Raw genomic sequence first — 14,216 nt, 5'->3', positions numbered from 1 at the left:
GCCATGCCAGAACTGCCGCAAGTCGCCAACCCTCCCGCCGCACAGGTGGCGGGCACAGCCGCCTTCTCGAAGTTCATGCATGTGCTGCAAGTCGTGGCCGATACGCCGGAATCCATGACGGTGGCCGAACTCAGCAAGCGCAGCGGCTATCCGCGGCCGACCGTGTACCGTACGGTGGCCGCGCTGGTGGCCGAACGCCTGCTGGCCGAACATCCGGTCACCGGCAAGCTGAGCCTGGGGCCGCGCCTGATCCAGCTGGCCAGCCGCAGCTGGGGCCGTTCGGAAATGCGGCTGGCGGCCGTCGAGAACCTGAAGCAGTTGCGTGACGTCACCGGCGAGACCGTGCACCTGGCCGTGCCCAACGGTCAGCACATGGTCTACATCGAGAAGCTGGAAAGCCCCAGCGTGGTGCAGATGAATTCGCGCATCGGCACCAACGTCTCCATGTACTCGACGGCGGTGGGCAAGGCGTATCTGGCGATGTTGGACGAGGCGGCTCTGCAGGCCGCGCTGGACATGCTGCCGCAGCCGTTCGCCTGCCATACGCCCAATACCGTCAAGGATACGGCCGCGCTGCGGCGGCAGCTCGAACAGGTGCGCCAGCGCGGCTGGGCCGTGGATGATGAAGAGAACGAGGCCGGCATTTATTGCTTCGGCGCGCCGATTTTCGGGCAGAACGGCGTGCCGGTGGCGGCCATCAGCGTGAGCACGCTGCGATTCCGCCAGAAACCAGATCCGGAAGCGGCCTATGTGGCGCCGCTGCTGGAGGCCTGCCGTGCGATCAGCCAGCGCATTGCCGGCACGCCGATGCTGGCGAGCAGCGATCTGCTCTGACGGGCGGCGCGCCACCGCCCCGGGGGCGGTCTACTCGGGCTGGATGCCGGCCTTTTTGATGATCTCGCCCCACTTCTTCGACTCGGCTTGCTGGAACTGCGCCAGTTCTGCCGGCGTGGAGCTTGCCGCGTCCGTGCCCGTTTGCGCATAGAACTGCTTGGCAGGCGCGCTTGAAGTGGCCTTGACCAGCAATTCGTTCAAGCGCTTGACCACATCCGGCGGCGTGCCGGCGGGCGCATACGCGGCAAACCAGTAGCCCATTTCATAGCCTGGCACGCCAGCCTCGGCGATGGTGGGTACGTCCGGCGCCAGCGGCGAGCGTGCCTGGCCGGTCACGCCCAACGCGCGCAGCTTGCCCGACTTGACTTGCGGCAGGCCGGTGGCGGTGTCGGTGATCATCATGTCGATCTGGCCGCCCAGCAGGTCCGTGACCGCCAGCGGATTGCTCTTATATGGCACGTGCAGCAGTTGCACGCCCGCCATCTGTTGCAGCAGTTCGCCGGCGATGCGGCTGCTGGAGCTGCCGCTGCCGAAGCTCAGCTTGCCGGGCGCTTGCTTGGCCTGGGCCAGGAAGTCGCCAACCGTCTTGGCCGGCGAATTGGGATTGACCACCATGATCTGGCCGCCTTTGCCCAGCAGGGTCAGCGGCGCGTAGTCCTTGACCGGATCGTATGTCAGCGTCTTGTAGAGGTGCTCGTTGGCGGCATGCGTGGTGTTTGTGGTGATCAGCACGGTGTAGCCGTCGGGGGCCGCGCGGGCGCCGGCCGCGGCGCCTATCATCGCGCTGGCGCCGGGCTTGTTTTCGATCACCACGGCCTGGCCGGTCTGTTCGGTGACGCCCTGGCCGATGGCGCGGCCGATCTGGTCGGTGGCGCTGCCGGCGGCGAACGGCACGATGAAGGTGATGGGCTTGGCGGGGAACTGGGCCATTGCGCTCAAGGGCAGGGCGGCGGCCAGCAGCAAGGCCAGCCGGCCTTTGGAAGCAATGCGCATGTGTGTCTCCTGTGGATTTTTATAGGAATCGAAATCAGGCGTCCGCGGGACGGTCGCCGGGTATGTCGGGCAGACGGCTGGCCAGCGCAGGGCTGACTTCGACCGTCATGTCCAGCAATCTGAAAGAGAGGCTCTTGCCGTGCGTGTCCAGGTTGAGGGCATCGTTGACGCCGCCGTCCAGCACGCCTTCAAGCACAAAGTTCATCGCATGCAGCGTGGGCAGCGCGTAGCGGGTGACGCGGCTGGGGCGGCGGTACGCGAACCAGTCGGCGACGCGGGCCTCGGTGACCTGTGCATCCAGCACGTCGTAGCATTCCGGATCCCAGGCGATCAGGCTCAGGTTGGAGATGTCGCCCTTGTCGCCGGAACGGCTGTGCGCCAGGCGGTACAGGGGGACCGAGATCAGCGGCGGATTCATTGCGGGGCTTCCTCCAGGAAGGTCCAGCCGCTGGGCACGGCGTCGCGCGGCAGGGTGCAGGACAGCATGTTCAGGCGCGGGCGCAACGCGGTGCGCACGCCGCCGCCGCCGGCCGGGCCGCAGGTATACAGGGCAGTCACTTCGCGCAGCACGCTTTCGGCAAGCTTGCGGTCCATGTGTTCGGCCGCGACGCGCAGGCGCACGTCGCGCGCATGGCCGTCGGGCAGGGCGGACAGCATGCTGCCGGCGTCATCGCCCAGGATGCTGATGGCGCCGATGAGGTCGGCGCGCAGGCGCAGAGCCGGGTCCAGGCGCTTGCGCACGATATCGGCGGCCAGACGGGCGCGTGCTTCGGCCTGCACCCCGGCATAGGAGATCTCGGCTTCGGCCAGCCAGCCGCCGCGGTAGCAGACGTTGACCTTGAGTTCGGCGGGACGCGCGTGGCCGGTGATGCCGCGCACCGCCACCCGATCGCCGCCCAGTTCGGCCACCTCGGCGCGGCTCAGGTCGGCGACGACGTCCGGCGTCAGGTAGCGCGCGGGATCGTGCACTTCGTACAGCAGCTGTTCTTTGACGGTGCGCGCATCGACCATGCCGCCGGTACCGTCGGCCTTGCCGATCACGAATTCGCCATCCGCATCGATCTCGGCGATGGGAAAGCCGGCGGCGTGCACGTCTGGCACATCCTTCAAGCCGGGCACGCAGAAGTAGCCGCCGCTGACCTGCAGGCCGCACTCCAGCATATGGCCGGCCATGGTGGCACGGCCCAGGCGCTGCCAATCGTCCATGGCCCAGCCGAAATGGGCCAGCGCCGGGCCCAGCGTGAGCGATGGGTCCGACACGCGGCCCGCGACCACGATCTGCGCGCCGGCCCGCAGCGCCTCTGCGATCTCGGCGGCGCCGAGGTAGGCGGTGGCGCTGACCACGTCCCGCCCATCCAGCGCGCCGCCAAGGCGCTGGCGCAGCAGTTCGCGTTGCGCATCGCTGGAGAGCGCGTCGCCATGTACCACTGCGACGCGCGGCGCGGGCAGGCCTTGCTGCCGGGCCAGCGCGGCAATGCGCCGGGCCGCGGCGGCAGGGTTGGCCGCGCCGAAGTTGCCGACGATGCGGATCCCGTGGCGCAGACAGTCGGCCAGCACCGGGCCGACCAGTTCGTCCAGCAAGGGCTCGTAGCCGCGCTCCGGGTCTTCGTTGCGGGCCAACTGGGCCAACGCCAGCGTGCGCTCGGCCAGCGTTTCGTAAATCAGCACGCCGCCGCCGCGGGCGATCAGCGTGCGCACCACGGCGGCGGCGCCGTCGCTGCGGTCGCCGGAGAACCCGGAGGCGCAGCCTATGTGGAGGGGGGCTAGGGACATACGGAGTCAGGGCAGGGGTCTAGGTGTCTGAGGCCCACTATAGGCACGCTCGGCTCATCAGTAAAATAGAAAGATCAGATCAATTCATAGAGAAAAGCCATGAATCTGTCTGCCCGGCAATTGCGCGCGTTCGTGGCCCTGGCCGACGAAAAACACTTCACCCGGGCGGCCCAACGCTGCCACCTGACGCAGCCGGCCTTCAGCGCCCTGATCCGCCAACTGGAGGACAGCGCGGGCATGCGCCTGTTCGACCGCAACACGCGCCATGTGGAGCTGACGGTCGAGGGGCAAGTGCTGGACGCGACGGCGCGCAGGCTGCTGGCCGACATGGACCTGGTCATGGAGGATCTGCGCGACCACGCCGCCAGGCGTCGCGGACGGGTGGCGCTGGCGGCTTTGCCCTCGCTTGCCGCCGGCTGGCTGCCGGGGCTGCTGGCGCGTTTTCGCGAGTCCTATCCAGGCATCACGGTGGACCTGCGCGATGCCCTGCTGGATCCCTGCCTGGACCTGGTGCAGGCAGGGCAGGTGGATTTTGCGGTGGCCTCGCGACGGCCGGACATGAACGACCTGGACAGCGAGTTCCTGCATGCGGACCGTTATTTTCTGGTTTGTCGCGCCGATCATCCGCTGGCAGGGGCGGGCCGCGCCCGGCTGCGCGACATCCTGCGCTATCCCATGATCCAGCTTGCGCGCGGCAGCAGCGTGCGCAAGCATCTGGACGCGGCCTTGGGGGCCGACGCACCGGCGCCGGTGTTCGAGGTCGAGCACCTGGCCACGGCAACGGGGTTGGTGCGCGCGGGGCTGGGCATCTCGGTGGTGCCGGCGATGACGCTGTTCCATTTCGGCGGCGCCGACTTGCGCATCGTGCCGCTGGCGGGCAAGGCCTTGACCCGGCCGCTCTACCTGGTGCGGCGCAAAGGCCGCACGCTATCGGTAGCGGCGCAGGCCCTGTACGACCTGTTGCGGGAGCATCGGGGGGATATCGATAGCCCGGGATTGCCTGGTTTGGATTAGCCGGCTATCGGCTGGCCGACGCAGCGTTGGAACACCGCCTCCAGCGGCGCGTAGTCGCAGATCACGGCGGCGACGTTGGCGTCGACCCATTCCCGTTGCTCCACTGACCACCAACTGATCTCGTAGCCGGCATTGATGATGAGGTGTTCGAACAGGAGACGTTGAGCGCGCCCGTTGCCTTCACGGAAGGGGTGGATCATGTTCAAGTCGCCGTAGGCGACGGCTGCCTCGGCGATCAGCGCGGAGCGCGGCAGCTCCTTGAACCAGTTGGCCCGCGCCAGGGCCGCGAAAATCTTGTCGGCCTCGGGTTCGATCCTGCTTGTATTGCAGAAGCGCGTGCCGCCTTTTGAGATATCGATGGTGCGCAACTCGCCCGCCCAGTCGTAGAGATCCTGAAAGAGCGTGCGATGGAGTCGCTTCAGGTACGCAAGGTCGTAGGGAGGCAGGAAAAGATCGATCTGGCTGGCGGCGATCTCGGAAAGCTCTTGCTCAGCCTGCGCGAGCAGCGCATCGTCCCAGATGTTCAGTCAGTTGCGCAGCGCGAGACTGCCTGGGTAGCAGTACGGATCCTGTCCGGCGCCGTACTTGTCCAATGTCAGGCAGGCTTGCGATAGGCGCGCAACACGGCTTCGCGGGAGGGCAGTTCGCGCTGCGCGTGGGCGGGCGTGGCTGGGTAACCTTCGAGGCGCAGGCTAGCTGCGTAGTTGGAGCGGCGCACCTTTGCCCAATAATCCAACTTGGCTTGGAGGCTGGTGTTTTTCAAGGGAAACGCCTCATTTGAGAAGCTGCGGAGGTATAAGCGTGATTACACCGAAGCGCACATAGGACTTGGCCGGCTCAGCATTGCGGGAAGCCCTTATATTCCGTCGTGCGCCCATCCTACGGCATCCAGCCACTTTCGCAAATGTCTATTGCTGGATAAACTTCGATAGTTGTAGTTTCTATCCGACTTTCGAAGGATTCCGCCCATGAGCAAGCAAATCATCCATACCGACACCGCGCCCGCCGCGGTAGGCCCTTACTCGCAAGCGGTTGCCGTAAGCGGCACCAAGACTGTCTACCTCTCGGGCCAGATCGGCCTGGAGCCGGGCACTGGCGACCTGGTCTCCGAGAACTTCGATGCGCAGGTGCGTCAGGCTTTCGCCAACATGCAGGAAGTCATCAAGGCTGCCGGCGGCACGTTGGACAATGTGGTCAAGCTGACACTGTTCCTGACCGACCTGGGCAAGTTCACGGCCGCCAACGCCATCATGGCCGAGATCATTCCCCAGCCGTTCCCGGCGCGCTCGACCATCGGCGTGGCCAGCCTGCCCAAGGGCGCGCAGTTCGAAGTCGAAGCCATCCTGGTCCTGTAAGGCCCGTCCGGACTTTTCGATCCAGGGGTTCGTTTCTTCATGCCGGCCGCAGCCGCGGCTTCCAAGCGATCCGGCGCCGACAACAAAGGCGCCGGCCGTGCAATGACGGATACGGAGCGCAAGCTCCGTAACCTGGGTTTGGTGCTGCCCGAGGACTTCGTGCTGCACCTGCCGCTGCGCTACGAGGACGAAACCCGCATCATGCCGATCAGCGCCCTGCGGCCCGGTTTTGCCGGGCAGGTCGAGGGCGAGATCACCAAATCCGAGGTCCTCTACCGGCCCCGGCGCCAGCTGACCGCCACGCTGGCGGACGACAGCGGCGAACTGCAATTGCGCTGGCTGAACTTCTACCCCAGCCAGCAGAAGCAAGTCACCGTGGGCAAGCGCCTGCGTGCGCGCGGCGAGGTCCGCGGCGGCCTGTTCGGGCGCGAGATGGTGCATCCGCGCATGACCAATGCCGATGCGCCGCTGCCCACGGCGCTCACGCCGGTCTATCCCAGTACCGAAGGGCTGCCGCAACTGACGTTGCGCCGCGCCATCGCGCAGGCGCTGGACCGCGCCGACCTGTCCGACACCTTGCCCGACGAGGCGCGGGCGCGCTATGACCTGCCGCCGTTCGAGCCAGCCATCCGCGCGCTGCATACGCCTGCGCAGGGCGAGTCCGAGCAGGCCTTGCTGGACCGCGTGCATCCCGCCTGGCGGCGCATCAAGTTCGATGAACTGCTCGCGCAGCAATTGTCGCTGGCGGCCGCGCGGGCCGCGCGCCGGATAAAGGAAGCCGAGTCGCTGCCCGTGCGCAACGAGGCCGGCGGCCTGGTCGCCAGGCTGTACGAAACCTTGCCGTTCAAACTGACTGGCGCGCAGGAGCGCGTGGTTCAGGAAATCTCCGCCGATCTGGCCAAGCCGTATCCCATGCATCGCTTGTTGCAGGGCGATGTGGGCAGCGGCAAGACGGTCGTGGCGGCCATCGCCGCCGCCCAGGCCATCGCCAGCGGCGCACAGGTGGCGCTGATGGCGCCCACCGAAATTCTGGCCGAGCAACACTTCCGCAAACTGGTGTCGTGGCTGCAGCCATTGGGCGTGAATGTGGCCTGGCTGAGCGGCAGCCTGTCCGCCAAAGCGCGCCGTGAAGCGGCGGCCGCCGCCGCTGACGGCAGCGTGCAGTTGGTCGTGGGCACGCAGGCGCTGATCCAGGATCACGTCGAATTCCACCGCCTGGGCTTGTCCATCGTGGACGAGCAGCACCGGTTTGGCGTCGGACAGCGCCTGGCGCTGACGCGCAAGGGCGAAACGGTGCGCGGGCGCAACGTGCCGCACCAGCTCAACATGAGCGCGACGCCGATCCCGCGCACGCTGGCCATGACCTTCTTCGCCGATCTGGACGTGTCCGTCATCGACGAGCTGCCGCCGGGGCGCAGTCCCGTGCTGACCAAGCTGGTGTCGGACGCAAGGCGCGAGGAAGTCATCGCCCACATTGCCCAGGCCGCGCGCGGCGGGCAGCAGGCCTACTGGGTCTGTCCGCTGGTCGAGGAAAGCGAGGCCCTGGAACTCCAGACCGCCGTGGACACCTACGAAGGCATGCGGGTCGACCTGCCGGACCTGCGCATCGGGCTGGTGCACGGCCGGCTGCCGCAAGCCGAAAAGGCCGCCGTGATGCAGGCCTTCCGCGATGGCGAAGTCGACCTGCTGGTCGCCACCACCGTGATCGAAGTGGGCGTGGACGTGCCGAACGCCTCGCTCATGGTGATCGAACACGCCGAGCGTTTCGGGCTGGCCCAACTGCATCAGCTGCGCGGCCGGGTAGGGCGCGGCACCGCCGAATCGGTCTGCGTGCTGCTCTATCAGACGCCGCTGTCGCAAGTGGCGCGCGAACGCCTGCGGGCCATGTTCGAGACCTCGGACGGTTTTGAAATCGCCCGCCGTGACCTGGAACAGCGCGGTCCGGGAGAGTTCCTGGGTACGCGCCAGTCCGGCATGGCGCTGCTGCGCTTCGCCGACCTGGAAACGGACGCGGCCATTGCTGAAGACGCGCGCGATGCCGCGGTCTGGCTGCGCGCCGAACATCCGGCCGCGGTCGAGGCGCACCTGGCGCGCTGGATGCGCGGGCGCGAGGATTTCCTGCGCACCTGACCATGCAGCCAGCCGCCAACCTTAATCTAGCAAGCGCCAGCCGCAAGGCTGGGGCATAACCCCCGGGGGCGTAGTCCACCATGACTCTCACCGAACTCAAGTACATCGTCGCCGTTGCGCGCGAACGGCATTTCGGCCGGGCGGCCGAGGCCTGTTTCGTCAGCCAGCCCACGCTCTCGGTAGCGATACGCAAGCTCGAGGACGAATTGGGCGTGACGCTGTTCGAGCGTGGCGGCGCCGAGGTCGGCGTCACCCCCATCGGCCAGCGCATCGTGGCGCAGGCGCAGAAGGTGCTGGAAGAAAGCGCCAGCATCAAGGAGATCGCGCGCCAGGGGCACGACCCGTTGGCCGGCCCCTTGCGCGTCGGCGTCATCCACACCATAGGTCCGTACCTGTTGCCGCGGCTGGTGCCGGAGCAGATCCGCCGCACCCCGCAGATGCCGCTGCTGCTGCAGGAGAATTTCACGGTGCGCCTGGTCGAGCTGCTGCGCCAGGGCGAGATCGATTGCGCCATCATGGCTTTGCCGCTGCCGGAGGCCGGCCTGGTCATGCAACCCTTGTACGACGAGCCCTTTGTGGTGGCCGTGCCCAATGACCACGAGCTCGCCCGGCGCCCGGCGATCGACGCGCAGGACCTGAAGCAGCAGACCATGCTGCTGCTGGGCAGCGGCCACTGCTTCCGCGATCAGGTGCTCGAAGTCTGTCCCGAGCTGTCGCGCTTTTCGGCGGCCAGCGACGGCATCCAGCGCACCTTCGAAGGCTCCTCGCTCGAGACCATCCGCCACATGGTCGCGGCCGGCATCGGCGTGACCGTGCTGCCCGTGACCGCGGTGCCGGAGCAGCCGCCTTCCAACAGCCTGCTGCGCTATCTGCCATTTGACGGCCACGTGCCGGAGCGCCGCGTGGTGTTGGCCTGGCGCCGCAGTTTCCCGCGGCTGGCCGCCATCGAGGCGCTGGCGCAAGCGGTCTATGCCTGCGAGCTGCCCGGCGTGAAGATGCTGACCGACGAGGTCGCGGCAGTGCAGGATTGATTCCCGGGCCGCTTTCAGGCGGCTTCGCGCGCGCGGTTTGCGCCGCGTCAAAAGGTCGCAGGACTGATTGATAAAAGCGGCGGATATTGCGGCATTTCGCCGTATTTGCAGTGTTATCCTTGTTTCGCACATTCATCCCTAGGAGCTAGCAATGGCCAAGTCCCCCAAGAAGACCTCCAGCGTTCCGCGCATCAACATCGGTATCTCGGACAAGGACCGCGCCGCAGTCGCCGTCGAACTGTCCAAGCTGCTGGCCGACTCGTACACGCTGTACCTGATGACGCACAATTTCCACTGGAACGTCACGGGGCCGATGTTCAACACGCTGCACCTGATGTTCATGACCCAGTACACGGAAGAGTGGAACGCGCTGGACAGCATCGCCGAGCGCATCCGCGCGCTGGGCCACTACGCGCCGGGCACCTACCGCGAATTCAGCAAGCTGTCCTCCATCGCCGAGCCGGACTCGGTGCCGGAAGCCCTGGAAATGGTGCGTCTGCTGGTGACCGCCAACGAATCCGTCGCCAAGACGGCGCGCGCCGCTTTCGAGAAGGCCGATGCCGCCAACGACCAGCCCACGGCCGACCTGCTGACGCAGCGCCTGGACGTGCACGAAAAGAATGCCTGGATGCTGCGCAGCCTGCTGCAGTGATAGCGGCCGACGCCACATGAAAAACGGAGCCTCGCGGCTCCGTTTTTTTCAGCATTGGAAATGAGTCAGGCCTGATGCGACAGCGGCCGTGCCGGTATGGGCGCGATCCGCTCGGGCGGCGGCGTCACCCGCCACACCGCGCGCCGGCGCAGCGCGCCCAGGAGCTTCAGGCCCTGCGGCCAGTCGTCCAGGCCGCTCTCGGCGTTGATGTGGCCAGCGCCCGGCACGACCACCAGCCGGCTGCCCCAATCGCGCGCAAACGCGCGGGCGCGTTCCAGCTGGCAATAGGGATCGTCGTCGCTCGCCACCACCACGCTTTGGAAGGGCAGGGAATGCCGTGGCACAGGTCCGAAGCTTCTCAAACAGGCGGGAGCATTTTCGCGTTCCACGTCGGCAGGCGCCACCAGCAGCGCGCCCGCGACCTTGGCGCGCAGCGGCACCGGCAGGGCGGCGCTGATCAGGCAACCCAGGCTGTGCGCGATCAGGAGCACGGGGCTGCGGGCCTCGTTCACCTCGGTCGCCAGCGCCGCGATCCATTCGCCGGGAGCCGGATGTTCCCAGTCGCGTTGCTCGACGCGGCGCGCATGCGGCAGCAGGGCCATCCAGCGCGATTGCCAGTGTTGCGGTCCGGAGTTTTTCCATCCGGGGACGATGATCGGTTGGAGTCTCATGGCGGCCATGATGCCGCGCGGCCTTAGTAACGCAAACGAATAAATCGTCTTTTGCATATACGCCAGCGGGCATAAGGGCGCACCCCGAACAATGCCGCAGCGCAATAATCGGACGGGTATCAAAGTGGTCGAAAACTGGTCTTAGAAGGGCAATTTTTCAGTGTATGCTTGCCGTGCAATCGCAATGCAACCGGGCGTGACCAGGGCCGAAACCCCTGCAAAGGGCAGTCCAGCAGGCATGCTTGGCCTGGAGATGATCCGGCGTCCGACCCGGTGCAAAAACTAACGATTACAAATCATTAGAGGAGTCCACACATGAAGCCAGTATTTCGTCTGACCCCGGTCATTGCAGCGCTGGGCGTCGCAGCCGGTCTGGCGTTTGCCTCGGGAGCGCAAGCGCAAACCATCAAGATCGGCGTCGTCGGCCCCACCACCGGCGCGGTCACGCAGTATGGCGATATGGTCCGTGAAGGGGTCGATACCGCAGTCGAGCGCATCAACGCCGCCGGCGGCATCAACGGCAAGAAGCTGGAAACCGTCGTGATCGACGACGGCTGCGAACCCAAGCAAGGCCCGGTCGCCGCCAACCGCGTGGTCAACAGCAAGATCGGTTTCGTCGTCGGCCACGTCTGCTCGGGCGCCACCATCGCCGCCGCCGACGTCTACAACAATGAAGGCGTGGTCATGGTCACGCCGTCCGCCACGTCGCCGGCCCTGACCGACGGCAAGAACTACGAGTTCATCTTCCGCACCATCGGCCGCGACGACCAGCAAGGTCCTGCCGCCGCCAAGTTCATCCTGGACAAGATCAAGCCCAAGAAGGTCGCCGTGCTGCATGACAAGCAGTCCTACGGCCAGGGCATCGCCACCGCGGTCAAGAACGACCTGGAGAAGGACGGCGTGGCCGTCGCCGTGTTCGAAGGCATCAACGCCGGCGACAGCGACTACTCGGCCGTCATCACCAAGCTGAAGAGCCAGGGCGTGGACTTTGTCTATTACGGCGGCTACCACCCTGAAATGGGCCTGCTGCTGCGCCAGGCGGCTGAACAGGGCGTGAAGGCCAAGTGGATGGGCCCGGAAGGCACGGGCAACCCCGACATCAACGCCATCGCCGGCGACGCCGTCGAAGGCATGCTGTTGACGCTGCCGGCCGACTTCACCCAGAACGCCGCCAACGCCGACATCGTCAAGGCCTTCGAAGCCAAGAAGCGCAACGCCAGCGGCGCCTTCCAGATGACCGCCTACACGGCCACCCAGGTCATCGCGGACGGCATCAAGGGCGCTGGCAGCGACGACCCGACCAAGGTCGCCAAGTACCTGCACGCCAATTCCTTCGATACGCCGATCGGCAAGGTGTCCTGGAACAAGCAGGGTGACCTGACGAACTTCCAGTTCGACGTGTTCACCTGGCACAAGGACGGTTCCAAGACCGTCTACAAGTAAGTCCAGGCGCGGGCCGCCGGCCCGCGAGACCGGCGGACCCCCTGGCGGTTCCGCAGGAAACCGGGCCGGAAGCGACAGTCTTCCGGCCCGGTTTTTTTGTTCTTCCGACGGCCCGGGAACCGGCTCGGCGCGTTCCGGTCGAACGCGCGCCCGCCGCATTTGCGTAGAATGCGGCGCCATCGACCTCACTTTTTCTGTCTGGACACCATGACCAAGGCCTTGTTAGTCGAAGACGATCCGAAACTATCGCGCCTGATCGCGCAGTTCCTGGAGCAGCACGGTTTCCATGTTGCCCAGGCCTACCGCGGCGATCACGCGGTGGAGGCATTCCGCAGGCATGACCCGGCCATTACCATTCTGGACCTGATGCTGCCCGGCCGTGACGGCCTGCAGGTCTGCCGTGATCTGCGCGCGTTTTCATCAGCCCCCATCCTCATGCTGACGGCCCGCGAGGACGACCTGGACCAGATCCTGGGCCTGGAGTCGGGCGCGGACGACTACGTCATCAAGCCCGTGGAGCCGCGCGTGCTGCTGGCGCGGGTACGGGCGCTGCTGCGCCGGCACAGCCAGCTGGACGAGCCGCCGGAGCGCCTGGAGTTCGGTCCGCTGGTCATAGACCGGCGTACGCGCGCCGTGGTGCATGCCGGTTCCGAAGTGGACCTGACCACAATGGAGTTCGAGATGCTCTGGGCGCTGGCCAGCCAGGCCGGCCAGGTGCTGACCCGCGACGACTTGCTCAATGCGGTGCGCGGCATCGAATTCAACGGACTGGACCGCAGCGTCGACGTCTGCGTCAGCAAGCTGCGGCGCAAGCTGGATGACGACCCGCGCGATCCGGCGCGCATCAAGACCGTGTGGGGCAAGGGCTATCTGTTCTCGCCCAAGGCGCACGAGGGCGGTGATGCTTAAGTTTGTCCTGCGGCTGTTCGTGGTGCTGGCGGTGGGCTTCGTCATTTCCAACGAAGTCGTGGACCGATCCGCCAACTACTTCTTCGAACCCGTCAGCGACGCCTACGCGCGCGAAGCGGTGCGGGGCCAGATCCACAGCCTGGTGCAGGAACTGAGCCGCGTGCCGCCATCCGAGCGCGAGGCGCACGTGCGCGACGCGCTGGCGCCGTACTACGGCCTGGCGCTCAAGGTGGTCGACGCCGAAAGCTACGGCGCCACCGAGGACGAGCGCGCCATGGTGGAGTCCGGCAGTTTCTTCGTGCGCGACAAGCAGCAGACCTTTGTGGCGGCGATTCCCGGTCCGGGCAGGCAATGGCTGGAGGTCAAGCTGCCGCCCGAGCCGGACATCGGCCCCTGGCTGATGGCCGCGGTGTATTCCGCCCTGGGCCTGTTGCTGTGCGCCTTCATGCTGGTGTGGGCGCTGCCCATCTGGCGCGACCTGGAGGCCCTGAAGACCGCCGCCCTGCGCATGGGCCAGGGTGACCTGCAAGCCCGGGCGCGCCTGTCGCGCCATTCCAGCATCCGCAACCTGGGCGACACCTTCAACCAGATGTCAGACCGCATCAGCGCGCTGGTGGGCAACCAGCGCGACCTGACCAATGCCGTGTCGCACGAGCTGCGCACGCCGATCGCGCGCCTGTCGTTCGAACTGGACATGATGGACCGCGAGGACGACCCGGCCGCACGCAAGCGCCTGGTCGAGGAAATGAAGAGCGACGTGGCCGAACTGGACGCCATGGCCTCGGAATTGCTGATGTACGCGCGCCTGGAACACAAGGGCGACGGCGTGGCGCTGCAGCCGCAGGACGCGCGCGGCTGGCTGGATTCGGTGGTGCAGCATGCCGGCTTCGAGGCCGGCGTGTCGGGCGTGCGCTGCGAAGTGGCACTGTGCCAGGTGCCCGAGGTGCACTTGCACCAACGCTACATGACGCGCGCCTTGCTCAACCTGCTGCAGAACGCCATCCGGCATGCCGGCCGGCAGGTCCAGGTCAGCTTAATCAGCCCGGGCGCGCGCGAGTACGTGCTGATCGTGGACGACGACGGCCCCGGCATCCCGCCTGCCGACCGCGAGCGGATCTTCGAACCTTTCATCCGCCTGGACGAAAGCCGCGACCGCGGGACGGGCGGGGTGGGGTTGGGCCTGGCCATCGTGAGCCGGGTGGCTCGCTGGCACAACGGGACCGTGCAGGCAAGCGACAGCCCCTTGGGCGGCGCGCGTTTCGTGGTTGCCTGGAAGACCGCCTGAAGCCTGGCGGGGTGCGGCGCGGCACAACGTAAACAAACTTCACAATCCGCCGCCGCAATCTTCACAAACTCCATACAAAGCGGGAAAGATCGCGGGCAGGCGCCTGGATAGCATGACGGCAGTTCT

15 protein-coding genes are annotated in these 14,216 nt (G+C 66.5%); 9 read left to right on the top strand and 6 right to left on the bottom strand.

Annotated features, from left to right (window positions below; all coding sequences use genetic code 11):
- Positions 1 to 3 precede the first annotated feature (3 nt).
- Entirely contained in the window at positions 4 to 834 is an 831-nt protein-coding gene (locus IB268_RS12915; protein WP_054454832.1) for an IclR family transcriptional regulator, read from the top strand.
- 30 nt (positions 835 to 864) lie between these two features.
- Here the strand turns inward: IB268_RS12915 and IB268_RS12910 are convergent, their stop codons facing one another.
- Genes IB268_RS12910 through IB268_RS12900 form a run of 3 tightly spaced genes read right to left on the bottom strand, consistent with a single transcriptional unit; the run spans position 865 to position 3,600 of the window.
- Positions 865 to 1,827: a tripartite tricarboxylate transporter substrate binding protein gene (locus IB268_RS12910; RefSeq protein ID WP_054454126.1), complete on the bottom strand. Its 963-nt coding sequence runs from the start codon at positions 1,825 to 1,827 to the stop codon at positions 865 to 867.
- 34 nt (positions 1,828 to 1,861) lie between these two features.
- Positions 1,862 to 2,245, bottom strand: coding sequence for a hypothetical protein (locus IB268_RS12905; protein WP_054454127.1), 384 nt, complete (start codon positions 2,243 to 2,245; stop codon positions 1,862 to 1,864).
- Entirely contained in the window at positions 2,242 to 3,600 is a 1,359-nt protein-coding gene (locus IB268_RS12900) for an acyclic terpene utilization AtuA family protein (protein WP_192354349.1), read from the bottom strand. The genes IB268_RS12905 and IB268_RS12900 overlap by 4 nt, the downstream gene beginning before the upstream one ends.
- A 99-nt stretch (positions 3,601 to 3,699) precedes the next feature.
- On the opposite strand from IB268_RS12900, the gene IB268_RS12895 reads away from it, so the two are divergent.
- Complete coding sequence (locus IB268_RS12895) at positions 3,700 to 4,614, top strand: LysR family transcriptional regulator (RefSeq protein WP_054454131.1); 915 nt, start codon at positions 3,700 to 3,702, stop codon at positions 4,612 to 4,614.
- Here IB268_RS12895 and IB268_RS12890 read toward each other — a convergent pair.
- Entirely contained in the window at positions 4,611 to 5,060 is a 450-nt protein-coding gene (locus IB268_RS12890) for a Fic family protein (RefSeq protein WP_255510281.1), read from the bottom strand. The two genes, IB268_RS12895 and IB268_RS12890, sit on opposite strands and share 4 nt — an antisense overlap.
- A 149-nt stretch (positions 5,061 to 5,209) precedes the next feature.
- The gene (locus IB268_RS12885; protein ID WP_125471830.1) at positions 5,210 to 5,377 is read right to left on the bottom strand and encodes a YhfG family protein; all 168 of its coding nucleotides are present in this window, start codon (positions 5,375 to 5,377) and stop codon (positions 5,210 to 5,212) included.
- 205 nt (positions 5,378 to 5,582) lie between these two features.
- On the opposite strand from IB268_RS12885, the gene IB268_RS12880 reads away from it, so the two are divergent.
- The 4 genes from IB268_RS12880 to IB268_RS12865 all read left to right on the top strand — a co-directional run bounded on the left by IB268_RS12880 (position 5,583) and on the right by IB268_RS12865 (position 9,782).
- Positions 5,583 to 5,969: a Rid family detoxifying hydrolase gene (locus IB268_RS12880; RefSeq protein ID WP_013393965.1), complete on the top strand. Its 387-nt coding sequence runs from the start codon at positions 5,583 to 5,585 to the stop codon at positions 5,967 to 5,969.
- 39 nt (positions 5,970 to 6,008) lie between these two features.
- On the top strand, positions 6,009 to 8,099 hold the full coding sequence (gene recG, locus IB268_RS12875) for an ATP-dependent DNA helicase RecG (protein ID WP_175160458.1): 2,091 nt from the start codon (positions 6,009 to 6,011) through the stop codon (positions 8,097 to 8,099).
- 80 nt (positions 8,100 to 8,179) lie between these two features.
- A complete protein-coding gene (locus IB268_RS12870; protein ID WP_192354348.1) occupies positions 8,180 to 9,130 on the top strand; it encodes a LysR substrate-binding domain-containing protein in 951 nt (316 codons plus the stop codon).
- 151 nt (positions 9,131 to 9,281) lie between these two features.
- Positions 9,282 to 9,782 carry a Dps family protein gene (locus tag IB268_RS12865; protein ID WP_192354347.1) on the top strand — a complete coding sequence of 167 codons (501 nt, stop codon included), beginning with the start codon at positions 9,282 to 9,284 and terminating at the stop codon, positions 9,780 to 9,782.
- Between the two features lie 65 nt (positions 9,783 to 9,847).
- On the opposite strand, the gene IB268_RS12860 is transcribed toward IB268_RS12865, so the two are convergent.
- Positions 9,848 to 10,453 (bottom strand): alpha/beta hydrolase, encoded by a 606-nt coding sequence (locus tag IB268_RS12860; protein ID WP_054454834.1) that lies wholly within the window; start codon positions 10,451 to 10,453, stop codon positions 9,848 to 9,850.
- A gap of 315 nt (positions 10,454 to 10,768) precedes the next feature.
- On the opposite strand from IB268_RS12860, the gene IB268_RS12855 reads away from it, so the two are divergent.
- The 3 genes from IB268_RS12855 to IB268_RS12845 all read left to right on the top strand — a co-directional run bounded on the left by IB268_RS12855 (position 10,769) and on the right by IB268_RS12845 (position 14,090).
- On the top strand, positions 10,769 to 11,896 hold the full coding sequence (locus tag IB268_RS12855) for a branched-chain amino acid ABC transporter substrate-binding protein (RefSeq protein ID WP_192354346.1): 1,128 nt from the start codon (positions 10,769 to 10,771) through the stop codon (positions 11,894 to 11,896).
- A 207-nt stretch (positions 11,897 to 12,103) separates the two neighbouring features.
- Positions 12,104 to 12,805: a response regulator gene (locus IB268_RS12850; RefSeq protein WP_082400978.1), complete on the top strand. Its 702-nt coding sequence runs from the start codon at positions 12,104 to 12,106 to the stop codon at positions 12,803 to 12,805.
- On the top strand, positions 12,798 to 14,090 hold the full coding sequence (locus tag IB268_RS12845; protein WP_192354345.1) for an ATP-binding protein: 1,293 nt from the start codon (positions 12,798 to 12,800) through the stop codon (positions 14,088 to 14,090). The genes IB268_RS12850 and IB268_RS12845 overlap by 8 nt, the downstream gene beginning before the upstream one ends.
- Positions 14,091 to 14,216: the final 126 nt, after the last annotated feature.

The sequence above is a fragment of the Achromobacter sp. ACM01 genome, from assembly GCF_014851745.1.
In the GTDB taxonomy this organism is placed as follows: Bacteria; Pseudomonadota; Gammaproteobacteria; order Burkholderiales; family Burkholderiaceae_B; genus Achromobacter; species Achromobacter aegrifaciens.
This window is presented reverse-complemented; position numbering and strand designations above follow the sequence as displayed.

Bases quoted from the DNA above. Each gene is read 5' to 3' on its own strand.
- IB268_RS12915 (WP_054454832.1), top strand. From the start codon at position 4: ATGCCAGAACTGCCGCAAGTCGCCAACCCTCCCGCCGCACAGGTGGCG.
- IB268_RS12910 (WP_054454126.1), bottom strand. From the start codon at position 1,827: ATGCGCATTGCTTCCAAAGGCCGGCTGGCCTTGCTGCTGGCCGCCGCC.
- IB268_RS12905 (WP_054454127.1), bottom strand. From the start codon at position 2,245: ATGAATCCGCCGCTGATCTCGGTCCCCCTGTACCGCCTGGCGCACAGC.
- IB268_RS12900 (WP_192354349.1), bottom strand. From the start codon at position 3,600: ATGTCCCTAGCCCCCCTCCACATAGGCTGCGCCTCCGGGTTCTCCGGC.
- IB268_RS12895 (WP_054454131.1), top strand. From the start codon at position 3,700: ATGAATCTGTCTGCCCGGCAATTGCGCGCGTTCGTGGCCCTGGCCGAC.
- IB268_RS12880 (WP_013393965.1), top strand. From the start codon at position 5,583: ATGAGCAAGCAAATCATCCATACCGACACCGCGCCCGCCGCGGTAGGC.
- recG (WP_175160458.1), top strand. From the start codon at position 6,009: ATGCCGGCCGCAGCCGCGGCTTCCAAGCGATCCGGCGCCGACAACAAA.
- IB268_RS12870 (WP_192354348.1), top strand. From the start codon at position 8,180: ATGACTCTCACCGAACTCAAGTACATCGTCGCCGTTGCGCGCGAACGG.
- IB268_RS12865 (WP_192354347.1), top strand. From the start codon at position 9,282: ATGGCCAAGTCCCCCAAGAAGACCTCCAGCGTTCCGCGCATCAACATC.
- IB268_RS12860 (WP_054454834.1), bottom strand. From the start codon at position 10,453: ATGAGACTCCAACCGATCATCGTCCCCGGATGGAAAAACTCCGGACCG.
- IB268_RS12855 (WP_192354346.1), top strand. From the start codon at position 10,769: ATGAAGCCAGTATTTCGTCTGACCCCGGTCATTGCAGCGCTGGGCGTC.
- IB268_RS12850 (WP_082400978.1), top strand. From the start codon at position 12,104: ATGACCAAGGCCTTGTTAGTCGAAGACGATCCGAAACTATCGCGCCTG.
- IB268_RS12845 (WP_192354345.1), top strand. From the start codon at position 12,798: ATGCTTAAGTTTGTCCTGCGGCTGTTCGTGGTGCTGGCGGTGGGCTTC.